The sequence below is a fragment of the Streptomyces sp. NPDC000983 genome (assembly GCF_040299205.1).
In the GTDB taxonomy this organism is placed as follows: Bacteria; Actinomycetota; Actinomycetes; order Streptomycetales; family Streptomycetaceae; genus Streptomyces.
In genome coordinates, this window is the sequence record NZ_JBEPBM010000016.1 from 91,194 (window position 1) to 114,152 (window position 22,959).

Consider the following 22,959-nt stretch of genomic DNA (forward strand, 5'->3'; position numbering starts at 1 on the left):
CGGGGCCGCTCCCGCACCGGGCCCCGAGCGCCCGTCAGCTTGCGTTGCTGCTGCCGTCGAGGATGACGCGCGCGACGAGCGCGGGGTCGTCGTTCATCGGGACGTGCCCGCAGCCGGGCAGCCGGATCAGCCGGGCCCGCGGGATGATCTGCTTGGCCCGCACGCCCTGACGACGGATCAACACCCGGTCCTTGGTGCCCCAGGCCACGGTGACCGGGAGACCGGCGACGTCGTCGGTGAAGCGGACCGTGTTCCCGGCCCGCAGGGTCTCGGTGAACCCCGTCGCGTTGGCGAGGGCCTGCGTCTCGGCGACCACGGCCTCGGGTGAACGACGGCCCGGCCGCGCGTAGATGGTGCTGGTCAGCGCGGCGCGCCCGGCCACCGAACGGGACAGCCGCCGCACCATGGGCTGCGGCATGCCGCGGGCGATCCGCCGCATCGACAGCAGCAGGGTGAAGGCGTACCGGCGCTCGGCCTGCGACCAGAACCCGGCGGGGGCCAGGGCGGTGACGGACCGTACGAGCTCGGCCCGGCCGAGTTCCAGGGCGAGCAGGCCGCCGAGCGAGTTGCCCGCGACATGCGGCCGGTCCAGTTCAAGCGCCTCGCACAGCGCGCCGAGCGCGGCGGTGATCGTGGGCAGGTTGTGCGGGAGACCCTCCGGCAGCGCGGGGGACGCGCCGAAGCCGGGCAGGTCGACGGCGATCACGTCCCGCTCGGTGGCGAGGATGTCCAGCACCGGGTCCCAGGCCTGCCGGTGGTGGCCGATGCCGTGCAGCAGGAGCAGCGGCTCGCCCCGGCCCACGCGCGCGTAGGACAGGGTGACGGACCGCGGACCCCCCGGGGAGGGGACCTGGAACGAGACAGTGGCGGACATGTGCGCTCCTCGTCGGAACTGATGGGCCGGCAGGTGACGGCGACGACCGTCCGTGGACCGGTGTCGACGGACGTGGACAGCTTGTCAGCGATTGCTACCGACGGGTAGTCCCGTCGGCCGTCCCTCCGCCACGCGCCCGGAGGGCGGTGCGGCAGCGCACGATTCGCGCCTGGTTCTTTGCGCCTGCGACGCCTCGCCTGGACACGGGCGGGGCCGTCGGCTGGGATGGAACGGTGAGCACCGACACCGTGACCGACGTCTTCGAAGAGCACCGCCCCGTCCTGTTGGAGGTCGCGTACCGCATGCTCGGGCGCGTCGCCGACGCGGAGGACGTCGTCCAGGAGGCGTGGCTGCGCTGGACCGGAGCGGACCGCGCGGGTGTGCGCGACCCGCGGGGTTTCCTGGTCCGCGTCACGACCCGCCTGGCCATCGACAGGCTGCGTCAGGTCAAGGCCCGCAACGAGGCCTACGTCGGCCCCTGGCTGCCCGAGCCGTACGTCACCGAGTTCGGCGACACCGTCGAGGACACCGCCGAACGGGCGGTGCTCGCCGACACCGTCTCGCTGGCCGTCCTCGTCGTCCTGGAGTCGCTGTCACCGCTGGAGCGCGCGGTGTTCGTGCTCAGGGAGGCCTTCGGCTATCCCTACGGCGACATCGCCACCATGCTCGACCGGGGCGAACCGGCCGTCCGCCAGCTGGCCGGACGGGCCCGCCGGCACGTCGACGAGCGGCGGCCGCGCTACGACGTGGACCCCGTCGAACGCCGTGACCTGACCGAACGGTTCCTCGCCGCCGCCTCCGAGGGCGACCTGGAGGGGCTGCTGTCGCTGCTCGCGCCCGACGTGCGCCTGGTCGGCGACAGCGGCGGCAAGTCCAGCGCGCCGCTGCGGGTCGTGGAGAGCGCGGAGCGGGTGGGCCGCTTCCTGGTCGGCGCGGCCCTCAAGGGCGTACCCGCGGTGTCGTTCCGTTTCCTGGAGCTCAACGGCGGCCCCGCCCTGCTGGCCCTCTCCGACGGAAAACCCGACAGCGTTTTCCAGTTGGAGATCCTGAACGGCGGTATCCAGTCGATCTACGTCATCCGGAATCCCGACAAACTGCGGTCCCTGAATCTCGGCTGAACACCGCCCCCGGAAGCCCTCGTTCCACGGCGGGGACTTTGCCGCCGCGTCACGAAAACCGCCTTGTGCGAACGCCCCGTGAACGCTCTGCGGCAGGTGCCGCGCGCCGCCCGCAGGGGATCGAGGATTGGTATTGACCAAGGGTGAGGGCCGCCCTATGGTCGCAGAGAAGTGCAACAACCTTTAATAAACAAAGGCGTTAAAACGCCGCCGGACCACGGTGATTGCGGAGGACAGGGTGGGGACCACGCAACTGGAATCGGTGCCGGAACCGAAATACTGGCATCTCAGGACCGTGCTCAGCGAGGCGCTCGACTCGGAGTTCTCGGTGGGCGAGATCCTGCCCAACGAGCGGGAACTCGCGGCCCGGTTCGGGGTGGCGCGGGCCACCCTGCGCCAGGCTCTGGAACAGCTCGAACTGGAAGGCAGGCTGCAGCGCCGACGCGGAGTCGGCACTACGGTGGCGCCGCCGCGCGTGGGGGTCGCGGTGGACGCCGAGCAGCACAGCTGGCCGGGGGCGGCCGGGGACGACTGGCAGCCCGCGGACAGCGCCCTGGAGGTGCCGCCGGCCGCCGTCGCCGCGGCTCTGGAGACCGGCGCGGAGCAGCCGGTGCACCTGGTGCGCCGCTCCCGGGTGACGCACGGCCAGCCCGTCGCCGCCGAACTGCTGTACGTACCCGGGGCCTCGGTGCCCGACCTCACCGCCATCGACGCGCCCGCCGGACCGGCACGCGCGCGTGCGGTGCTGCGCGAACTCCAGCGGCTGGAGCTGGAGGGCAGGGACAGCGCCGTCGAGCTCGGGTCGGCCCGCGCGGACGACGCCCGGCAGTTGGACCGGCTGCCCGGCGCGCCCGTCCTCGTCGTCACCACCCGCTACTTCTGCGAGGGCCGTACCGCGGCGCTCTCGGTGGCCACCTACCGGGCGGACACCTGCCGGCTCACCTTCGGCGACTCGGGCGGCGTGGAGATCCACCCGGACCCCGACGCGGAGCGCCGGGCCTCCTGAGCCCGCCTCCCCGACCACCGCGCCCCGGAGAACCTCCGGGGCGCGCGTCGTGCGAGGCCCCACGCCTGCCTGGGGCCGGGGTCCGGCGTCGGCTCTTGCCCCGACCGAGGCCGGGGTCCGGGGTCAACCCCGGGGCCCCCGACCGATGCCGCGATCCGGGGGCAACCGCGCGCCCCGACCGGCGCCGGCCCGTCAGGGCGGGCCCGGACCCCGTCACCCGCGCGCGGTCACCGACCCTTCCACCGCGAACAGTTCCGCCTCCACATGGTCAAGGGCCAGCCGTACCGCACCCGTTGCCGCCGCAGCCTCGCCCAGGAGGGACAGCGTCACCTTCGGCGGCCGCAGGCAGTACCGCGCCAACTCCCGGCGCAGCGGCTCCAGTACGCCGTCCAGACCGGCCGCCCAGCCGCCCACCACGACCAGTTCCGGGTCGAGGGCGAGGACCAGGGCCGCCACGTCGTGCACGAGCCGCTGGATGAACCGGTCCACGGCCGCCCGGGCCCGCAGGTCGCCCTCGCGCGCCTCGGCGAACACCTGCGCCACCGCCTGTTCGTCGAGCGGGTGCAGCGGTTCGTCCGTGGTGGACAGCAGCGTCTCCGGCGTCACCCCCCGGCCCAGCAGGTGCAGCGCGCCGATCTCGCCCGCCGCGCCCCCGAACCCCCGGTGCAGCTTCCCCCCGATCAGCGACCCGGCGCCCGGGCTGAGCCCGGCGAGCACGAACACGATGTCGTCGGAGTCGGTCGCCGCGCCCTTCCAATGCTCCGCCACGGCCGCGGCGTTGGCGTCGTTCTCGACCAGCACCGGACACTTGAAGGACCGGCTCAGCCGTTCCCCGAGCGGCAGCCCCGACCACTGCGGCAGGGCGGTGCTGAGCCGCACGGTGCCGTCCGCCTCGACGATCCCGGGCGTGGCGGCCCCCACCGCGCGCAGCGAGCCGCGCGCCACCCCGGCCCGGCGCAGCAGCTCCGCCACCGCGGTGCGCACCCGTTCCAGCCGCTCGTCGGCGGTGGCCGTCTCCTCGACGTCCTTGGCGACGGCGCCTAGCACCTTGCCGTCGAGGTCGGCCAGGAGCGCGGCGACCCGGTGCGGACCGATGTCCAGGCCCAGCAGATGTCCCGCCTCGGCCCGGAATCTGAACCGCCGGGCGGGCCGGCCCTGGCGGCGCGCTCCGCCGTCGTCGGCGGCCTTCTCCACGACGTAGCCCGCCGCGATGAGGTCCTCCACGACCCCTTCGACGGTCGGCCGGGACAGTCCGGTCACCCGGGTGATCTCGGTCAGCGTCGCGTTGTCCGTGGCCCGCAGCGCGTGCAGCACCACAGCGGAATTGATCCTTCGCAGCAGCGAGGGATCCCCGCCGGTCAGCCGCCCCACCGTCCGTCCTCCCAGCTCGTGCGCGTGTTGGCCGGATCGTACTCGGCCCCGTGGGCCCCGGCGAGTGGCGGGGGACCCGCCGAGCGGTTCCCGCCGTCCGGCCCCGGCCCCGCCCCGTGCCACGCGCTCAGCCCGGTGCCACGAATCCCGACTCGTACGCCGTGATCACCGCCTGCGTGCGGTCCCGGGCGCCCAGTTTGGCCAGCAGCGCGCTCACATGCGACTTCACCGTCTCCGTGCCCACGACCAGCCGCGCGGCGATCTCGGCGTTGGACAGCCCGCGCGTCATCAGCCGCAGCACCTCCGCCTCCCGCTCCGTCAGCCGGGCCCCCTCCAGCGCCGCGCGCGCCGCGGGATTCCCGCCGACGGCGCCGTGATCGGCCGCCAACTGCCGTACCGACGCCGGGAACAGCAGCGACTCGCCCTCCGCGACCAGCCGCACCGCGTGCACGATCTCGGCCGGACGGGCCCGCTTCAGCAGGAAGCCGTCGGCCCCGGCCCGCAGCGCCTCGTAGACGTACTCGTCGTTCTCGAAGGTCGTCACGACCAGGATCTTCGGCGGGGAGTCCACCGTCCGCAGCACCGCACGCGTGGCCTCGATGCCGTCCAGCAGCGGCATCCGTACGTCCATCGCGACCACGTCCGGCCGCAGCGAGCGGACCAGCGGGATCACCGCCGCCCCGTCGGCCGCCTCGCCGACGACCTCGATGTCCGGCTGGGCGTCCAGCACGGCCCGCAGGCCCGCGCGGACGAGGGGCTCGTCGTCGACGAGGAGAACGGTGACCGGCATCCGGCCAGCGTAGATCAACGCAGCGGCAGCTCGACGTGCACCTGCCATTCACCGCCGGCGGCTCCGGTCCGGGCCCGCCCGCCGAGCAGCGCGGCCCGCTCCCGGATGCCGCGCAGCCCGCTGCCCCGCCCGGAGCCGGACGCCCCGCCGTCCAGCGCGTTGCGCACCTCCAGCACGAGGACCCGCCCGGTGACGGCGACCCGCACGCCCGCGGGCATGCCGGCCGCGTGCCGCAGCACATTGGTCAGCGCCTCCTGGAGGATGCGGTAGCCCTCCCGCGACACCGGCCCGGGAACCGTGTCGAGGGGCCCGGAGAACTCGGCGTCCACCTTCGCCCCGGCCGCGCGCGCCGACTCCAGCAGCCGGTCGGCGTCCACCAGCGTGGGTCTGCCGCTCACCGGCCGCTCCGACTCCCGCAGCACCCCGAGCACCCGGTCCAGCTCCGCCAGCGCGGCCCGCCCGGTCTCCTCGATGGCCTCCAGCGCGCGGTCCGTGAACGCCGGATCGCCCGCCGTGCGCGCGGCACCGGCCTGCACGACGGCGACGGTCAGGGCGTGCCCGATGGAGTCGTGCAGTTCACGGGCGATGCGGTTGCGCTCCAGGAGCTGCTCGGTGCGCTCCTCCAGCGCCGCCATCCGCTCGGCGGCGGACGGGCCGAGCAGCCCGCGCGCGGCGGCGGTGACCAGCTCCCCGAGCCCGACCACCACGCCGTACAGCACGAGGAGCGGCACGGGGACCAGGAAGGCGTACGACCAGTGCGCCGACGCGTCCCGCAGCACGGGGACGTCGTCCGGGACGCGGCCCGCCGAGATCCGCGCCAGCTCGAACGCGAGCACGAGCAGCCACACGGTTGCGAAGACGGTGGCCGCGCCCAGGGCCATCCGCGTCTGGAGCCAGAGCACCGTGCGCAGCCGGTCCCGCCAGGTGGCCGACGGATGCACCGAGACGAACGGGTCCTCGGCGCCGGGCATCAGCAGCAGCCGCGCCTGCACGCCCTCGCCGGTCCGGACGGCCGGGATCAGGCCGACCGGGACGAGCACGAGCGCCGGCACCCAGGGGGTCGACGGGTCGATGAACATCCACACGCTGACGACGAGCATGGGCACCCACAGATGCAGCATGCGCGTGTAGGTGATCCCCTTCAGCAGCGGGCGGAACAGGCGGGTCATGGCGTCATCGTGCCAGCCGCCACCGACAACGGGCCTCCCCCGCACGGGGGAGAGCGACTCCCCGCCCGGGGGAGGCCCCGAACCCGTGCGGACGGCGACGCTGAGCGCATGACCAGCATCGAAGTCCGAGACCTCACCAAGGAGTACGGCACCCGCAAGGCGGTGGACCGGCTCACCTTCAGCGTCCTCCCCGGCCGGGTCACCGGCTTCCTCGGCCCGAACGGCGCCGGGAAGTCCACCACGATGCGGCTCGTCCTCGGTCTGGACCGGCCGACCTGCGGCACCGCCACCGTCGGCGGCCGCCCCTACGCCGGCCTCGACGAACCCCTGCGCCGGGTGGGCGCCCTGCTCGACGCCCGTGCCGCGCACGGCTCCCGCACCGGCCGCGACCACCTCCGGGTCCTCGCCGCCACCCACCGCATCCCGCGCACCCGGGTGGAGAGCCTGCTGGAGGAGACCGGACTGGCGTCGGTCGCGGGCCGCCGGGTGCGCACGTACTCGCTGGGCATGCGCCAGCGGCTCGGCATCGCCGCCGCCCTCCTCGGCGACCCCGAGGTCGTCCTGCTCGACGAGCCCGCCAACGGCCTGGACCCCGAAGGCATCATCTGGATCCGCGGGCTGCTGCGCGCACTGGCCGCCGAGGGCCGCACGGTCCTGGTCTCCAGCCATCTCATGCACGAGACCGCCGCCTTCGCCGACCACCTCGTGGTCCTCGGCCGGGGACGCCTGCTGGCCGACACCCCGACCCGCGACTTCATCCACGCGCGCGTACGGCCCCGCGTCCGCGTCCGTACCACCGACCCGGCGGCCCTCGGCGGACTGCTCGCCCGGCACGGCCACACCGCGGAGGAACACCCCGACGGGCACTGGACGGTGCACCACGCGCGCGTGGACGACATCGGACGCCTCGCCGCCGCCGAGGGCATCCCCCTGCTCGAACTCGCCGCCGAGGAGGCCACCCTGGAGCAGGCCTACCTCGATCTGACCGCCGCGGACACCGAGTTCGCCGCCCGCCCGTCCGCCCCGCACGCCCAGGAGGTCTGACATGGGGTTCGCACCCGCCCTGCACGCCGAGTGGCTGAAGATCCGCACGCTGCGCTCCCTGTACGGGGCGCTCCTGGCCCTCGTCGCCGTCACCACGGCCTTCTCCGCGCTGGCGGGCGCCGACACCGCCGAGCCGGGGCTCGACCCGCTGGCCACGGCCCTGTCGGGCATCCTGCCGGGCCAGATCGCGGCCATCTCCTTCGGCGCCCTGGCCGTCTCCGCCGAGTACCGCGGTGGCGCGCTCGGGCTGTCGCTGTCGGCGGTCCCGCGCCGTGGACAGTGGTTCGCGGCCAAGACGACCGCGGTCGCCGGGCCGGCCCTGGCCGGGGGACTGCTCACCGCGTGCGCCGCCTTCGCCGCCGGACGCGCCGGACTCGGCGACGCGGCCGACGGGCTCGGCGCGGGCGAGCAGGCGCGCGGCATCGTCGGCGCCGCGCTCTACCTCACGCTGATGGCGCTGTTCGCGGCCGGGCTGACGGCCGTGCTGCGCAGCGGCGTGGCCACGCTCTCCCTGCTGATCCCCTTCGTGCTGGTCGTCTCGTTCGTCATCGGCGACGCGGCCGGGGGCGTCACCGAGTTCCTGCCCGACCGGGCGGGTCTGCTGGCGATCCAGGAGCACCACGACGGCACGCTCGGCCCGTGGTCCGGGCTCGCGGTGACCGCGCTGTGGACGGCCGCGGCGCTCACCGCGGGGGCGTGGAGCGTCCGCCGCAGGGACGCCTGACGCAAGGCCGGCCGGCGCCCGGCCCGATGTCAGTGGCGGCCGCTTTACTGGATCCCATGGACATCGCGAGCGACCTCGCCCTGATCGACCGGCTCTGTGCCCGGGACCTCCCCGAGGCGCACGGCGGGTCGCTCGGGGCGGACGCGGTCACCGACCCGCCCGGTTACCACCGCGCCGTGTTGGGGCCGAGCGACTGGCCGAGCGCGGAGGACTGCTACGCCTACGAGGCGGCCCTGGCCGAGCGGCTGACGGACCGCTGGGGCGAGCCGTCACGCTGGGGCACCACGACGCTCGTCGAGCGCCTCGCGCGCGGCGAGCACATACCCGAGCCGTGGGCGCTGCTCGGCGCCCTGGCGACCGAACTGCGCACCTGGCCCCGCCCGGACGACCGCCGGCTGACCCTGACGGTCGTCGACGCGGACGGCGACACACCGCTCCAGGTGCTCGTCGTGGTCACGACGACCGATCCGCCCTGACCCGCAGCCGGGCGTACTCCTGTGCCATGGTCTGCGCCGTCCAGTGCGCGTTGAGGCCGCTCGGGTTGGGCAGCACCCACACCCGGGTCCCCCCGAACATCCGCTCCTGCGGACCCACCTGCGCCTTCCGGTCGCCGAAGGCCGCCCGGTACGCCGTCACCCCCACCACCGCCAGCCAGTCCGGCTTCAGCCGGCCCACCTTGGCCGCCAGCAGCCGTCCGCCCTCGCGGTACTCCTCCGTGCTCAGCTCGTCCGCCCGGGCCGTCGCCCGTGCCACCACATTGGTGATGCCCAGCCCGTAGGACAGCAGTTCGGCCTGCTCGGCGGGCTCGAGCTGCCGGGGGGTGAACCCGGACAGGTGCAGGACCGGCCAGAAGCGGTTGCCGGGGCGGGCGAAGTGGTGGCCCGTCGCCGCCGTCATCAGCCCCGGGTTGATGCCGCAGAACAGCACGCGGAGGCCGCCCGCGACCACGTCCGGTACGGGACGGTCGCGGGCGGCCTCCAGCTCCGCGGCGGTGAAGCGCGTCAGAGGATCGCTCCCGGCGTGTAGCCGGCGGCCTCGGGGCGCTGCTTCACGATCTCCTCGATGCGGCCCACGACCGTGGCGACCTGGGCGGCGGCGGCACCGGTGAAGGACAGCTTGTCGGCCATCAGCGCGTCGAGCTGCGCACGGTCCAGCGGGATCCGCTCGTCCGCGGCGAGCTTGTCGAGCAGTTCGTTGCGCTCGGCGCCCTGCTCGCGCATGGCCAGCGCGGAGGCGACCGCGTTCTCCTTGATCGCCTCGTGCGCGACCTCGCGGCCGACACCCGCCCGCACGGCGCCCATCAGGACCTTGGTGGTGGCCAGGAACGGAAGGTAGCGGTCGAGTTCACGGGCGACGACGGCGGGGAACGCGCCGAACTCGTCGAGCACCGTCAGGAAGGTCTCCAGCAGGCCGTCCAGGGCGAAGAAGGCGTCCGGCAGGGCGACCCGGCGGACCACCGAGCAGGACACGTCGCCCTCGTTCCACTGGTCGCCGGCCAGCTCGCCGGTCATCGAGGCGTATCCCCGCAGGATGACCATCAGGCCGTTGACGCGCTCGCAGGAGCGGGTGTTCATCTTGTGCGGCATCGCCGAGGAGCCGACCTGGCCGGGCTTGAAGCCCTCGGTGACCAGCTCGTGCCCGGCCATCAGCCGGATCGTCTTGGCCAGTGAGGACGGCGCCCCCGCCAGCTGCACCAGCGCGGTGACGACCTCGTAGTCGAGGGAGCGCGGGTAGACCTGGCCGACCGAGGTGAAGGCCTGCGAGAAGCCGAGGTGCCCGGCGATCCGGTCCTCCAGCTCGGCGAGCTTGCCGGCGTCGCCGCCGAGCAGGTCGAGCATGTCCTGCGCGGTGCCGACCGGGCCCTTGATGCCGCGCAGCGGGTAGCGGCCGAGCAGTTCCTCGACCCGGCCGTAGGCCACGAGCAGCTCGTCGGCGGCGGTGGCGAACCGCTTGCCGAGGGTGGTGGCCTGCGCGGCCACGTTGTGCGAACGGCCGGCCATGACCAGCTCGCCGTACTCGCCCGCGAGCCTGCCCAGACGCGCCAGCACCGCCACCGTACGGTCGCGCATCAGCTCCAGCGACAGCCGGATCTGGAGCTGCTCGACGTTCTCCGTCAGGTCACGGGAGGTCATGCCCTTGTGGACGTGCTCGTGCCCGGCGAGGTCGTTGAACTCCTCGATCCGCGCCTTCACGTCGTGCCGCGTGACCTTCTCGCGCTCCGCGATGGAGGCCAGGTCGACCTGGTCAAGGACTCGCTCGTAGTCGGCGAGGGCCTGCTCGGGCACCTCGATCCCGAGGTCCTTCTGGGCCCGCAGCACGGCGAGCCAGAGCTGACGCTCCAGCTTCACCTTCTGCTCGGGCGACCAGAGCGTGGCGAGCTCGGTGGAGGCGTAGCGTCCGGCGAGGACGTTCGGGATGCGGGGCTTGGCGGGCGCAGAAGTCACGTGTACGGATTCTACTGGCGGTTCGTGCAGGTCGGCGCCACCGGGGGGTTTGGAGGAAGGTACAGGCGCAGGTCAGACGGCCGGGTCCTCGAAGGGGAGGAGGTCGGGGCGCTTGGCCGGGAGGTTGTCGCCCGAGGAGCGGCCGGTCAGGCGGCGGCCTATCCACGGCAGCAGGTGCTGCCGGGCGAAGCGGACGTCCGCGACGCGCCGGTCGACCCAGCCGGGCGGCAGGGAGGCCGGGAGCGGAGTGCGCCACTCGGCGTCCTCCGGCTCGTAGCCGAGGGCCTGCCACACCGCCTCGGCGACCCTGCGGTGGCCCTCGGGGGAGAGGTGCAGCCGGTCCACGTCCCAGATGCGCGGGTCGCCGAGGGAAGGGGCGCCGTACAGGTCGACGACGAGGGCGCCGTGCCGCGCGGCCAGCCGGTCGACGCAGTCGAACAGCTCCTCCATGCGCGGCCGGAACCGGTCCAGCACCGGGCCCTGGCGGCCGGGGCTGCGCATCAGGACCAGCTGCCCGCAGGCCGGTGCGAGGCGCTCGACGGCCTCCTCCAGCAGGGCGCGGACGCGGACCATGTCGCACTTGGGGCGCAGGGTGTCGTTGAGGCCGCCGACCAGCGTGATCACGTCGGGGCGCATGGCGGCGGCCACCTCGACCTGCTCCTCGACGATCTGGGCGATGAGCTTGCCCCGGACCGCGAGGTTGGCGTACCGGAAGCCGGGCGTCCGGGCGGCCATCCGGGTCGCGAGGAGATCGGCCCAGCCCCGGTAGGAACCGTCCGGGAGGAGATCCGACATGCCTTCGGTGAAGGAGTCGCCGACGGCGACCAGGCTGGTGTGTTCGACGTTCGTTCGCATGGCGAGGCATATCGTATCCCGAGCGGCATACCCGTCGGTCGGTCGGCCCGGAGGAGATCGTTCCCCTCCGGGCCGGGCCGCTCACGCCCGCTGGCCGAACAGCTCCCGCAGCACGTCCTCCATGGTCACCAGGCCCGACAGCCGCCCGTCGTCCCCGAGCACCGCCGCCAGGTGGGTGCGGCTGCCCCGCATCGCGGTGAGCACGTCGTCCATCGGCGTGCTCTCCCGCACCCGCGCGATGGGCCGCATGTCCTGCACCCGGAACCGCTGATCCCGCGCGGGGGCGTCCAGGGCGTCCTTCACATGGAGGTAGCCGACGATCCGCCGGCCCTCGTCCACCACCGGGAAGCGGGAGAACCCGGAGTCCGCCGCCAGGCCCTCCAGCTCCTGCGGGGTGACGCCCACGCGCGCGTAGACCACCCGCTCCAGCGGCAGCACCACGTCACGCACCGGGCGGCGGCCCAGCTCCAGCGCGTCGTGCAGCCGTTCCCGGGCCCGCTCGTCGATCAGGCCCGCCTCGCCGGAGTCACGCACCAGACGGGCCAGCTCCGCGTCCGAGAAGGTCGCGGTGACCTCGTCCTTGGTCTCCACGCGCAGCAGCCGCAGCAGCGCGTTGGCGAAGGCGTTGATGGTGAAGATCACCGGGCGCAGCGCCCGGGACAGGGTCACCAGGGGCGGCCCGAGCAGCAGCGCGCTGCGCACCGGCTCCGCCAGCGCGATGTTCTTCGGCACCATCTCGCCGAGCAGCATGTGCAGATACGTCGCCACCGTCAGCGCGATCACGAACGACACCAGGTGCCCCGCGCCCTCCGGCACACCCAGCGCGTGGAACACCGGCTCCAGCAGGTGCTCGATCGCCGGTTCCGCGACGACACCGAGGACCAGGGTGCACAGCGTGATGCCGAGCTGGGCGGCGGCCATCAGCGCCGACACGTGCTCCAGCCCCCACAGCACGCTCTTCGCGCGCCGGTCGCCCTGCTCGGCGTAGGGCTCGATCTGGCTGCGGCGCACCGAGATCAGCGCGAACTCGGCGCCCACGAAGAAGGCGTTGACGACGAGGGTCGCCAGACCGATCAGCAGTTGGACCGCGGTCACAGCTTCTCCTCCTTGCCGTCGCGACCCGCTTCCGCCTCGGAAGCGTCGCCCAGGGGCGCGCGCATCAGCACGCGTGCCGCCCGGTGCCCCGAGGCGTCCGTGACGTCCAGGACCCAGCCGGCGACCCGCACCGAGTCCCCGACCTCGGGGATCCGCCCGAGGTCCGTCGCCACCAGCCCGGCCAGCGTCTCGTACGGCCCCTCCGGTGCCCGCAGGCCCACCCGCGCGAGGCGGTCCACCCGGGCCGAACCGTCGGCGGAGTACAGCACCCGGCCGGTCTCGTCGCTGCCTGCGGGGGCGATGTCGGGCGTCTCGTGCGGATCGTGCTCGTCGCGGACCTCGCCGACCACCTCCTCCACGATGTCCTCCAGCGTGGCCACGCCCGCCGTACCGCCGTACTCGTCGATCACGACGGCCATGGTGCGCCTTCCGGAGAGCCGGTCCAGCAGCCGGTCGACGGTGAGGGTCTCGGGGACCAGCAGCGGCTCGCGCATCAGCTCCGCGACCGGGACCTTCGGACGGCGCCCGGCGGGGACGGCGAGGACGTCCTTGATGTGCGCGGTGCCCACCACCGTGTCCAGGTTGCCCCGGTAGACCGGGAAGCGGGACAGCCCCGTCGCGCGGGTGGCGTTGGCCACATCCTCGCAGGTCGCCGACGCCTCCAGGGCGATCACCTGCACGCGCGGCGTCATCACGTTCTCCGCGGTGAGGTCCGCCAGGTTCAGGGTCCGCACGAACAGCTCGGCGGTGTCCGCCTCCAGCGCGCCCTCCTTGGCGGAGTGCCGGGCGAGGGCCGCCAGCTCCTGGGGCCCGCGGGCCGAGGCCAGCTCCTCCGCGGGCTCCACACCGAAGCGGCGGACGATCCGGTTGGCGGTGTTGTTCAGATGGGTGATGAACGGGCGGAACGCGGCGCTGAACCAGCGCTGCGCGTTGCCCACGTGCTTGGCCACGGCCAGCGGAGAGGAGATCGCCCAGTTCTTGGGCACCAGCTCACCGACGACCATCAGGACCACCGTGGACAGCCCGGTACCGATCACCAGCGCGACGGTGCGCGCCGTGGACCCGGAGATCCCCATCGATTCGAGCGGACCGGCGAGCAGCGCGGCGATGGACGGCTCGGCGAGCATGCCCACCACCAGGTTGGTGACGGTGATGCCGAGCTGCGCGCCGGAGAGCTGGAAGGTCAGGTTCCGTACGGCCTTCAGGGCCCCGGAGGCGCCGCGCTCACCCCGTGCGGCGGCCTGCTCCAGCTCGCCGCGCTCGACGGTGGTGAGGGAGAACTCGGCGGCGACGAACGCGCCGCAGGCCAGTGACAGCAGGACCGCCACCAGCAGCAGGAGCACTTCGGTCATCATCGGGTCACCTCCGTCCCATGATCGGACGGGATGACGGGGAACGCGCGATGTCGCGGACTGGGAGGCTCGCCCATGGGCGGACGCTCACACACCTTTCGTGACAGGACCGAGAGTGATCCACCCATGGTAAAGGAGGGGCAAAGTGGGTCAGTCGGTGAGGGGCTTCACCCAGCGCAGCCACGCGTCCTGCGGGGTGTAGCCCGCCGCGCGCCAGGTGTGGTGCGCCCGCTCGTTGCGCTGGAGCACCATGGCGTCCGCGCGTCGGCCGCCCAGCCGTACGAACCGCTCGTCGGCGGCGGCGAGCAGGGCCGTGGCCACACCCCTGCGGCGGCGGTCCGGGCGCACCGCGAGCCGGTACAGATGGCAGCGCCAGCCGTCGAAGCCCGCGATCACCGTGCCGACCAGCTCACCGTCCAGCTCGGCCAGGATCAGCGCCTCGGGGTCCCGGGCGACCAGTCGCTCCACCCCGTCCCGGTCGTCGCTGATGCTCGTGCCCTCGGCGGCGGTCTTCCAGAACGCCAGTACGAGGTCGAGGTCCTGGGGCCCGGCGGCCCGTATGCGCAGCTCGGTCATGGCGCGATCAGACCACGGGCGCCTGGGCGCGGACCCGGAATTCCGGCATGCGGACGGCACGGTAACGGCAAGGGCGCCGCGGGGAGACGTCAGTCGTGGGCGATCGCCGCCAGCACGTTCATCCGCGACGCGCGCAGCGCGGGCAGCAGTGCCGCGACGATGCCCACCACCGCCGACCCGATCACCACCGCGACGAGCGTGCCCCACGGGATCGCCAGCGCCGTCATGCCCTGGAGGGCCAGCACCTGCTGGGTGCACACCCCCCACACCAGCCCGAGCGCCAGGCCCAGCACCGCGCCGAACACGGCGATCACCACCGACTCCAGCCGGATCATCCGCCGCAACTGGACCCGGGACAGCCCGATGGCCCGCAGCAGCCCGATCTCCCGGGTGCGCTCCACCACCGACAGGGCCAGGGTGTTCACCACCCCGAGCACCGCGATGACGATCGCGAGCCCGAGCAGCGCGTACACCAGGTACAGCAGCACGGCGATCTGGTCGCGCACCAGCTCCTTGTAGTCGGCCAGATCCCTGACCTGCACCTGGGGATACGGCTCCAGGGTCCGCTCCAGGTCCGCCCGCAGCTCGTCGGCGTCCGTGCCGGCGGCCGCGTTCACGTACACGGCCGACTCCTGGCCGCCCGGCGCGTACCGCTCCAGCGTCTCCAGTCCGAAGTACATGCCGCCCTGGGTGCCGAACCCGTCGGCGGACTCCTGGTCGGTCAGCGCCCCGACCGTCAGCTCGGCCGTGCGCCCGCCCCGGAACTCGACCGCGACCGTGCTGCCCACCCGCACCCCGTGCTCGCGCGCGAAGTCCCGGTCCATCGCCATGCGGTCCGGGGCCAGCGCGGCCGCCGTGTCGCCCTGCGCGTACGTGATGTTGGCGACGTCGTCGAGGCGCTCGCCGTACCCCGCGGCGGTCGTCTCGACCCGCTCGCCGTCGGGCAGCCCGGCCGCGATCGTGGTGAGCTGCGAGCGCACCACCAGGCCGACGCCCTCGGTGGCGCGGATCCTCTCGGTGATCTCCCTGGGGAAGGGCACGAAGTTGGTGTTCTGCACGACGAAGTCCGCGCCGAGGGTCTGGTCGATCTGCTCGTCGAAGGACTTGGTCATCGAGGCGCTCGCCACCGACATCCCGCCGACCAGCGCGAGCCCCACCATCAGCGCGGCGGCGGTGGCCCCCGTCCGGCGCGGGTTGCGCAGGGCGTTGCGCTGGCTCATCCGCCCGACCGGGCCGAACAGGGCCGGGAACGCCCCGCCCAGCACCCGGATCACCGGCCGGACCAGGAGCGGCCCCGCGATCACGGTCGCCACGAGGGTCAGGACCACACCGAGCCCCAGCAGCGAGGCCGACGACGAGGTCGACGTGGAGGTGGCGCACCCCACGAGTGCCGCCGCGCCCAGGGCGCCGACCACCGCGCCGACCGCGGCGCGCACCTTGAGCGGCCGCCCCACCCCGGCGATCTCGGCATCGGAGAGCGCCGCCATCGGGGAGACCGTCGCGGCCCGCCGGGCCGGCAGATACGCCGCCACGAAGGTCACACCGAGGCCGACGGCGTACGCCGACACCGGGGTCGCCCAGCCGATCACCATGTCGGCGGAGCGGATGTTCATGCCGAGCAGGCCCATCAGCTCGATCAGCGCCACGGCCAGCCCGATGCCGCCGGCCAGGCCCAGCGAGGAGCCCACCAGTCCGAGCAGCAGCGCCTCCAGCAGCACCGAGCGCCGCACCTGGCGCCGGTCGGCGCCGAGCGCGCGCAGCAGGCCCAGCTCACGGGTGCGCTGGGCGATCAGCATCGAGAAGGTGTTGACGATCAGGAACACCCCGACCAGCACGGCGACCCCGGCGAAGCCGAGCATCACGTACTTGATGACGTCGAGGAACCCGCCGAGCTGTTCCACGTCCGACTCGGCCTGCTCGTCGGCCGTACGGAAGTCGTAGGCGTCGGCGCCCAGCGCGGCCGCCACCCGCTGCTTGAGCTGCGCGTCGCTCACGCCCTCGGCGGCGTCGACGGTGATGGCGGTCGCGGCGTCCGGATCGCCCAGCAGCTTGGTCTGCGCTGTCGCGGTGTCGAAGAAGACCAGCGCGGCGCCGGGGTTGGTGGTGGTGAAGGTCGCGATGCCGACTACCTCGACGTCGAAGGAGCCGGGCGCGGCGATCACGGTGAGCGGGTCGCCGATCTCCACGTCCTTGCTGTCGGCGGTGTCCGCGTCGATCATCACCTGGCCGGGGCCCTCGGGGGCGTGCCCCGAGGTCAGCTCCACGGGGCTGCGTTCGGTGGGGTTCCAGTCGGTGCCCATGGTGGGGGCGCCGGTGGTCGGCCCGACGGACTCGTTGTCCCGGTCGACGACGGTGATGCCCTCCACGTCCACGTCGGCCCGGGCGGCCTCGGCGCCCGGCACCCGGGCCGCGCGCTCCGCCAGCGAGGCCGGCAGGGTGGGGGTGAACCCGGAGGGCAGGGCCTCGTCGAGGTTCTCCCTGGGGCTGACTGTGACATCGGCGGCCGTCGAGGCGAAGAGCCGGTCGAAGGTGCGGCTGACGGTGTCGGAGAAGATCAGGCTGCCCGCGACGAACGCGACGGACAGGAGCACCGCCAGGGCGGAGAGCAGCAGCCGTCCCTTGTGGGCGAGGAAACTGCGCAGGGTCGCCTTGAGCACCGGGTCAGTCCTCCTCGGGCGCGGCGGCGGCGCCGCCCCGGATCACGTCGAACCGCTTCATGCGCTCCAGCACCGCGTCCGCCGTGGGCCGGGCCATCTCGTCGACGATCCGCCCGTCCCCGAGGAAGAGCACCAGGTCGGAGTGGGCGGCCGCGCCCGGGTCGTGGGTGACCATGACCACCGTCTGCCCGAGCTGGTCCACGGCGTCGCGCAGGAAGCCCAGCACTTCGAGCCCGGCCCGGGAGTCGAGGTTGCCCGTGGGCTCGTCGGCGAAGATCAGCTCGGGCCGGGAGGCCAGCGCGCGGGCGCAGGCGACGCGCTGCTGCTGCCCGCCGGAGAGCTGCGTCGGCCGGTGCTTGAGGCGGTCCCGGAGGCCGAGGGTGTCGATGACCTGGTCCAGCCACTTCTCGTCGGGCTTCTTGCCCGCGATGTCCATGGGCAGGGTGATGTTCTCGGCGGCGTTCAGGGTCGGGATGAGGTTGAACGACTGGAACATGAACCCGATCCGGTCCCGGCGCAGCCGCGTCAGCTCGCGGTCCTTCAGGCCCGTGATCTCGGTGTCGCCGAGCCACACCTGACCGGCCGAGACGCTGTCGAGGCCGGCCAGACAGTGCATCAGCGTGGACTTCCCCGAACCCGACGGTCCCATGACCGCGGTGAAGCGGCCGCGCGCGATGTCCACGTCCACCGAGTCCAGGGCCAGCACGGCGGTCTCGCCCGAGCCGTACGCCTTGGTCAGGGCGCGGGCCCGGGCCGCCACTGCGTCGGCCGGGTCGTGCAGCGGAGCGGGGCTGGACAAGGCGGCCTCCTCGGTCCTGGAACAACGCGACTTCCACGCCGGGGCCGAGCCTAGTGTGATCCGGCGCACACCCGACATCCCCCTGTGGGCCGAGTCGGTCTCCACCCCAGGAAGGAGACCCTTGCCCCTGCTAGCGTCCCGGCGCTAGCTTCGAGGTATGGCGAAGACCCAGCTGAACGTGCGCGTGGACGAGGGAACCGCCCGCGCGGCCCGCGAACGCGCCCTGGAACGCGGTATGAGCGTCAACCGCTACATCGAGGAACTGGTCCGGCAGGACACCGGCGAGGTCGGCCACACCTTCGTGGAGGCCGCGGCCGACTTCATGAAGCAGTACGAGACCGTGTTCGCCGAGGAGTTCGGCGCGGAGCGCGAAGGCAGTCGCTGAACCGTTGAGCCGTCTCAGGATCGACCTCGCCTGGCTGCTCATGCTCGCCGAACGGCACACCCCGGGTGACCCGCAGGTCACCGACTGGGGCGCGCTGATCGCCGCGGTGGCCCGCCACGACGCCGAGATATTCGACGTCCCCGTCTACGAGACCCCGCCCGACCGGGCCGCCGCACTGCTCCAACTGCTCATCCACGTACCGGCGTTGGAGCGCTCCAACGCCCTGTTCGCCTCGGCGGTGGCCTACGCCTACCTCGCCGCGAGCGGCCTGAAGGTCCACACCTCGCCGGAACAGGTCCGCGACCTGGCCCGGCTGGCCAAGAGCGGCGAGGCGACGGTCGAGGACATCGCACGGGAGCTGCGCCGCTGGTGCGAGTGAGGCTCCCCGCCGGTGCCGGTGCCGGTGCCGGTGCCGGTGCCAGGGCTTGGGCTTGGGCCGGTGGCCGGGCGGTGTCGCACCGGCGCTGGGGCCTGGGTCGGCGGCCGGGCGGTGCCGTACCTGAGTTCGGTCCTCGCCCGCCGTGCCGTACGTGGGATCAGTCCTCGCCCACCGGCCGCCAGGCGGTGCCCAGCACGCAGTACGACGTCGGCAGCCGCACCCCCTCCGCGGGGATCATGACCCGCCGGTACGGGCCGAGTTCGAACCCGGCGCCACGCAGGGCCGCCACCGGTTCCCGGGCCGTGTGACAGCCGCCGCTGACCAGCGGCCACACCGTGCGGTCCAGGGCCCGCTGGCCGAACGTCATCACGCGCCCGCCGCCCCGCCCGTGCTCGAAGAACCGCACCACCCCGCCGGGCCGCAGCACCCGCCGGATCTCCGCCAGCGCGCGCGGCACGTCACGCACGCTGCACAGCACCAGCGAGACCACCGCCGCGTCGAAGGCCTCGCTCTTGACCGGCAGGGCCTCCGCCGCCCCGGGCACCACGTCCACCGGCACCTCGCAGCGCAGCGCCGCCTCGACGGCCAGCCGCCGCAGCAGCCGTTCCGGCTCGATCGCCACGACCTCCGAGACGGTGCCCGGATAGTGGGCGAAGTTCAGACCGTTGCCCGCGCCGATCTCGATGACCCGCCCGGACAGCCCGGCGAGCAGCCGCCCGCGCAGGCCACCGATCCCCAGACCGGTCTCGGCGTTCACACTGAGGCGGGCGTAGAAACGGGCGAACAGGGGATGGTGCACGGCATCCCGCGGCATCCTGGCGGTACCGGCGGACCGAAGCGGCATGGGGACCTCCCGGGAAGCACGGGCGATACCCCGATTGTCCCCCCGATACGGGCCGCGCACCCCCGCTGTGCGCCGCCGAGGCCGGCCCGGGCGACGGAGTCGCGCACCTGTTCGTCGACTCCGTGCTCGGCCGGCACATCAGTGTGCGGTGGCACCAGGGGCGGCGCCGGGAAGGTGTGGGCTCAGCCCGCCTCGCGCTCCCGGAAGGCCGTACCGTCCCAGTTCCCACCCAGCTCCGCGGCCAGCCAACCCGGCGCGAGGGAGCGGAAGTCGGCCGGCGGCAGGGTGCCCGCCCCGGCCGGGAGGGCGCCCAGCAGGGGTGCGCCCGCCACCTCCGGCAGGTCCGTCACATTGCACCGCGAGGCCAGATCGGGCGCCTCGGGCCAGCTGCCGATCACCACGCCGAGCATCTCCAGCCGCCGGGACCGCAGTTCATGGGCCGTCAGCTCGGTGAAGTTCAGCGTGCCCAGGCCGGCCGAGGCCACCACCAGGACCGGCGCCGCCAGCAGCGCGGCCGCGTCGGCGAGGGTGCCGCCCTCGTCGTCGAAGCGGACCAGCAGCCCGCCCGCGCCCTCCACCAGCACCAGATCGTGCTCGGTCGCCAGCTTCGCCGCGGCCTCCGCGATCGCCGCCGGGCGCACCGGCGCCAGCCCCGACCGGCGGGCCGCCGTACCCGGGGCCAACGGCTCGGGATAGCGGGCCAGTTCGGCGGTGGTCACCGCGCCCGCCAGCCGCGCGCACTCGTCGGCGTCCCCGCGCTCGTCCGGCCGTACCCCGGTCTGCGCGGCCTTCAGCACCGCCACCGTGCGGCCGGCCGCGAGCGCCGTGGCCGCGACGGCGGCGGTCGTGACCGTCTTGCCGATCTCCGTACCGGTGCCCGTGATCACCACAACCGTCATGTCAGCCCTCCCGCACCGCGGCGCACACCGCGCGCGTGATCCGTGCCAGGTCAGCGTCGTTCGTGACGTACGGCGGCATCACATAGACCAGGTCGCGGAACGGCCGTACCCACACGCCCTCGCGCACCGCGGCCGCGGTGGCCGCCGCCATGTCCACCGGATGGTCCAGCTGGACCACCCCGATGGCCCCCAGCACCCGCACGTCCGACACACCGGGCAGGTCCAGGGCCGGGGCGAGGCCCTCGCGCAGCCCTGCCTCGATCCGCTTGACCTCCGCGAGCCAGTCCTGGCCCAGCAGCAGCTCGATCGAGGCGCAGGCCACCGCGGCGGCCAGCGGGTTGCCCATGAACGTCGGCCCGTGGGCGAGCACCGGTACCTCGCCCCGCGAGATCCCGTCGGCCACCCGCGCGGTGCACAAGGTCGCCGCCATCGTCAGGTAACCGCCGGTCAGCGCCTTGCCCAGACACATCACATCCGGTGTCACCGCGGCGTGCTCCGCCGCGAACAGCGCGCCCGTGCGCCCGAACCCGGTCGCGATCTCGTCGAAGACCAGCAGCACGTCGTGCGCGTCACACGCCTCGCGCAGCACCCGCAGATAGGCGGGGGAGTGGAACCGCATCCCGCCCGCGCCCTGCACCACCGGCTCCACGATCACCGCGGCCAGTTCGTCCGCGTGCCGTCCGATCAGCTCCCGCAGCTCCTCGGCGTACGCCTCGTCGTACTCGGCCGGAGGCGGGCCGGCGAAGACCTGGCGCTGGAGGACGCCGGTCCACAGCTCGTGCATCCCGCCCTCGGGGTCGCACACCGACATCGGCTGCCAGGTGTCCCCGTGGTAGCCGCCCCGCCAGGTCAGCAGCCGCTGCTTGCCGGGGCGCCCCAGCGAGCGCCAGTACTGCAGGCACATCTTCACCGCGACCTCGACCGACACCGACCCCGAGTCGGCGAGGAACACGTGCTCCAGCCCGTCCGGCGACATGTCGACAAGGAGCTTCGCGAGCCGTACGGCGGGCTCGTGCGTGAGCCCGCCGAACATCACATGGCTCATCCGGCCGAGCTGTTCGCGCGCCGCCTCGTTGAGCACCGGGTGGTTGTAGCCGTGGATGGCCGACCACCAGGACGCCATCCCGTCGACCAGCTCGCCCGAGCCGTCCGCCAGCCGCAGCCGGACCCCGCTCGCCGACTCCACGACCAGCGGCTCCTGCCGGCCCGGCATCGGGCCGTAGGGGTGCCACACATGCCTGCGGTCGAGGTCGAGCAGCTCGGGCACGCTCAGGTCAGGCATTGGGCGCGAGGTCCGTTCCGGCGCCGCGACGGCGCACGGCGACCAGGTCGCTGCGGACCTCTCCGGGCTCGGACTGCTCGGCCGCCGCCGTCGGCGCGGAACCGCAGACCCCGCCTCCCTCGTGCGACCCGCAGCCCCCGTCGGCGTGGGAGCCGCAGCCTCCGGCACCCTCGTGCGAACCGCACCCGGTGTCGGCGTGGGAGCCGCAGCCGCCGCCCGCGCGGTGGTCCGGCAGCGTCACCTGGTCGGCGCCCTCCACCTCGAACCCGGCGTCGGCGATCATCTCCAGGTCGGCCTTGCCCGCCTGGCCCTCACTGGTGAGGTAGTCGCCGAGGAAGATGGAGTTGGCGAGGTTCAGGGCGAGCGGCTGCATCGTGCGCAGGTGGACCTCACGGCCGCCCGCGATGCGCACCTCGACGTCCGGGCAGACGAACCGCACCATCGCCAGGATCCGCAGACAGCGCTGCGGGGTCAGGTGCCACTCCTTGGCCAGCGGGGTGCCCTCGAACGGGATCAGGAAGTTGACCGGCACCGAGTCGGGGTCCAGCTCGCGCAGCGAGTAGACGACGTCCACCAGGTCCTCGTCGCTCTCGCCCATGCCGGCGATGAGACCGGAGCACGCGGAGAGACCGGCCCCGTGCGCCTTCTGCACGGTGTCGACGCGGTCGGCGTAGGTGTGCGTGGTGGTGATGTCGCCGTAGGTGGCCTCGGAGGTGTTGAGGTTGTGGTTGTAGGCGTCCGCGCCCGCCTCCCGCAGCCGCTCGGCCTGCCCGTCGGAGAGCAGCCCGAGACAGGCGCACACCTCGACGCCCTCGTTCTGGTCCTTGATCGCCTTGATGGTGTCGGAGACCCGGTCCACGTCGCGGTCGGTGGGACCGCGTCCGCTGGCCACCAGACAGACCCGCTTGGCGCCGCCCGCGAGGCCCGCGGCGGCCGCCTGCGACGCCTCGTCGGGCTTGAGCCAGGTGTACTTCAGGATCCCGGCGGTCGAGCCGAGCCGCTGCGAGCAGTAGGAGCAGTCCTCCGGGCACAAGCCGGACTTGAGGTTGACGAGGTAGTTCAGTTTCACCCGACGGCCGAACCAGTGCCGGCGCACCTTGCCGGCCGCGGCCACCACATCGAGCAGGTCGTCGTCGGACGTCGCGAGGACGGCCAGGGCTTCCTCGCGGGTCGGCAGCTCGCGCCGCAGTCCCTTGTCCACCAGCGTGTTCAGCAGGTCCATGAGAGCTGATCCTGTCCTACGGAGCGGTTCCTGGCCAAGGAGAGTTCGTACAACTCCGGCGCTTCGAGGTGTGG

23 protein-coding genes are annotated in these 22,959 nt (G+C 73.5%); 7 read left to right on the plus strand and 16 right to left on the minus strand.

Going from position 1 to position 22,959, the window contains the following annotated elements:
- Positions 1–34: 34 nt before the first annotated feature.
- The gene (locus ABT296_RS20045; RefSeq protein ID WP_351929084.1) at positions 35–874 is read right to left on the minus strand and encodes an alpha/beta fold hydrolase; all 840 of its coding nucleotides are present in this window, start codon (positions 872–874) and stop codon (positions 35–37) included.
- Between the two features lie 233 nt (positions 875–1,107).
- On the opposite strand from ABT296_RS20045, the gene ABT296_RS20050 reads away from it, so the two are divergent.
- On the plus strand, positions 1,108–1,992 hold the full coding sequence (locus ABT296_RS20050) for an RNA polymerase sigma-70 factor (RefSeq protein WP_351929086.1): 885 nt from the start codon (positions 1,108–1,110) through the stop codon (positions 1,990–1,992).
- Positions 1,993–2,230: 238 nt separating this feature from the next.
- A complete protein-coding gene (locus ABT296_RS20055) occupies positions 2,231–2,998 on the plus strand; it encodes a GntR family transcriptional regulator (protein WP_351929088.1) in 768 nt (255 codons plus the stop codon).
- Positions 2,999–3,211: 213 nt separating this feature from the next.
- Here the strand turns inward: ABT296_RS20055 and ABT296_RS20060 are convergent, their stop codons facing one another.
- The 3 genes from ABT296_RS20060 to ABT296_RS20070 form a co-directional block, all read right to left on the minus strand.
- Positions 3,212–4,369, minus strand: coding sequence for an ROK family transcriptional regulator (locus ABT296_RS20060; protein ID WP_351929090.1), 1,158 nt, complete (start codon positions 4,367–4,369; stop codon positions 3,212–3,214).
- A gap of 127 nt (positions 4,370–4,496) precedes the next feature.
- On the minus strand, positions 4,497–5,159 hold the full coding sequence (locus tag ABT296_RS20065) for a response regulator transcription factor (RefSeq protein ID WP_351929092.1): 663 nt from the start codon (positions 5,157–5,159) through the stop codon (positions 4,497–4,499).
- Between the two features lie 14 nt (positions 5,160–5,173).
- Positions 5,174–6,328: a sensor histidine kinase gene (locus ABT296_RS20070; RefSeq protein WP_351929094.1), complete on the minus strand. Its 1,155-nt coding sequence runs from the start codon at positions 6,326–6,328 to the stop codon at positions 5,174–5,176.
- Positions 6,329–6,436: 108 nt separating this feature from the next.
- On the opposite strand from ABT296_RS20070, the gene ABT296_RS20075 reads away from it, so the two are divergent.
- The 3 genes from ABT296_RS20075 to ABT296_RS20085 are packed head-to-tail and all read left to right on the plus strand — an operon-like array spanning position 6,437 to position 8,572.
- Entirely contained in the window at positions 6,437–7,372 is a 936-nt protein-coding gene (locus ABT296_RS20075) for an ABC transporter ATP-binding protein (protein ID WP_351929096.1), read from the plus strand.
- Between the two features lies 1 nt (position 7,373).
- Positions 7,374–8,096: an ABC transporter permease gene (locus ABT296_RS20080; RefSeq protein WP_351929098.1), complete on the plus strand. Its 723-nt coding sequence runs from the start codon at positions 7,374–7,376 to the stop codon at positions 8,094–8,096.
- A gap of 56 nt (positions 8,097–8,152) precedes the next feature.
- Positions 8,153–8,572: a hypothetical protein gene (locus ABT296_RS20085; RefSeq protein WP_351929099.1), complete on the plus strand. Its 420-nt coding sequence runs from the start codon at positions 8,153–8,155 to the stop codon at positions 8,570–8,572.
- Here ABT296_RS20085 and mug read toward each other — a convergent pair.
- The 8 genes from mug to ABT296_RS20125 form a co-directional block, all read right to left on the minus strand.
- The gene (gene mug / locus ABT296_RS20090) at positions 8,550–9,101 is read right to left on the minus strand and encodes a G/U mismatch-specific DNA glycosylase (protein ID WP_351929235.1); all 552 of its coding nucleotides are present in this window, start codon (positions 9,099–9,101) and stop codon (positions 8,550–8,552) included. The two genes, ABT296_RS20085 and mug, sit on opposite strands and share 23 nt — an antisense overlap.
- Positions 9,098–10,540 carry an adenylosuccinate lyase gene (purB, locus tag ABT296_RS20095; protein ID WP_351929101.1) on the minus strand — a complete coding sequence of 481 codons (1,443 nt, stop codon included), beginning with the start codon at positions 10,538–10,540 and terminating at the stop codon, positions 9,098–9,100. Before purB ends, mug begins: the two co-directional genes overlap by 4 nt.
- 72 nt (positions 10,541–10,612) lie before the next feature.
- On the minus strand, positions 10,613–11,395 hold the full coding sequence (locus tag ABT296_RS20100) for an SGNH/GDSL hydrolase family protein (RefSeq protein ID WP_351929103.1): 783 nt from the start codon (positions 11,393–11,395) through the stop codon (positions 10,613–10,615).
- Positions 11,396–11,476: 81 nt separating this feature from the next.
- A complete protein-coding gene (locus ABT296_RS20105; protein WP_351929105.1) occupies positions 11,477–12,490 on the minus strand; it encodes a hemolysin family protein in 1,014 nt (337 codons plus the stop codon).
- Positions 12,487–13,842, minus strand: coding sequence for a hemolysin family protein (locus ABT296_RS20110; RefSeq protein WP_351929107.1), 1,356 nt, complete (start codon positions 13,840–13,842; stop codon positions 12,487–12,489). The genes ABT296_RS20105 and ABT296_RS20110 overlap by 4 nt, the downstream gene beginning before the upstream one ends.
- Before the next feature lie 150 nt (positions 13,843–13,992).
- On the minus strand, positions 13,993–14,418 hold the full coding sequence (locus ABT296_RS20115) for a GNAT family N-acetyltransferase (RefSeq protein WP_351929109.1): 426 nt from the start codon (positions 14,416–14,418) through the stop codon (positions 13,993–13,995).
- An 89-nt stretch (positions 14,419–14,507) separates the two neighbouring features.
- Positions 14,508–17,075, minus strand: coding sequence for an ABC transporter permease (locus ABT296_RS20120; protein ID WP_351929111.1), 2,568 nt, complete (start codon positions 17,073–17,075; stop codon positions 14,508–14,510).
- 4 nt (positions 17,076–17,079) lie between these two features.
- On the minus strand, positions 17,080–17,874 hold the full coding sequence (locus ABT296_RS20125) for an ABC transporter ATP-binding protein (protein ID WP_453172720.1): 795 nt from the start codon (positions 17,872–17,874) through the stop codon (positions 17,080–17,082).
- A gap of 157 nt (positions 17,875–18,031) precedes the next feature.
- On the opposite strand from ABT296_RS20125, the gene ABT296_RS20130 reads away from it, so the two are divergent.
- A complete protein-coding gene (locus tag ABT296_RS20130) occupies positions 18,032–18,259 on the plus strand; it encodes a toxin-antitoxin system HicB family antitoxin (RefSeq protein WP_351929113.1) in 228 nt (75 codons plus the stop codon).
- Positions 18,260–18,263: 4 nt separating this feature from the next.
- Positions 18,264–18,638, plus strand: a complete 375-nt coding sequence (locus tag ABT296_RS20135; RefSeq protein ID WP_351929115.1) for a fic family toxin-antitoxin system, toxin component — start codon at positions 18,264–18,266, stop codon at positions 18,636–18,638.
- A 157-nt stretch (positions 18,639–18,795) separates the two neighbouring features.
- On the opposite strand, the gene ABT296_RS20140 is transcribed toward ABT296_RS20135, so the two are convergent.
- From ABT296_RS20140 to bioB, 4 genes are all read right to left on the minus strand, one after another.
- Positions 18,796–19,482: a class I SAM-dependent methyltransferase gene (locus ABT296_RS20140; protein ID WP_351929117.1), complete on the minus strand. Its 687-nt coding sequence runs from the start codon at positions 19,480–19,482 to the stop codon at positions 18,796–18,798.
- Positions 19,483–19,664: 182 nt separating this feature from the next.
- Positions 19,665–20,381 (minus strand): dethiobiotin synthase, encoded by a 717-nt coding sequence (gene bioD, locus ABT296_RS20145; RefSeq protein WP_351929119.1) that lies wholly within the window; start codon positions 20,379–20,381, stop codon positions 19,665–19,667.
- A 1-nt stretch (position 20,382) separates the two neighbouring features.
- Complete coding sequence (locus ABT296_RS20150) at positions 20,383–21,663, minus strand: adenosylmethionine--8-amino-7-oxononanoate transaminase (protein WP_351929121.1); 1,281 nt, start codon at positions 21,661–21,663, stop codon at positions 20,383–20,385.
- Positions 21,656–22,885, minus strand: coding sequence for a biotin synthase BioB (gene bioB, locus ABT296_RS20155; RefSeq protein ID WP_351929123.1), 1,230 nt, complete (start codon positions 22,883–22,885; stop codon positions 21,656–21,658). Before bioB ends, ABT296_RS20150 begins: the two co-directional genes overlap by 8 nt.
- Between the last annotated feature and the right edge of the window lie 74 nt (positions 22,886–22,959).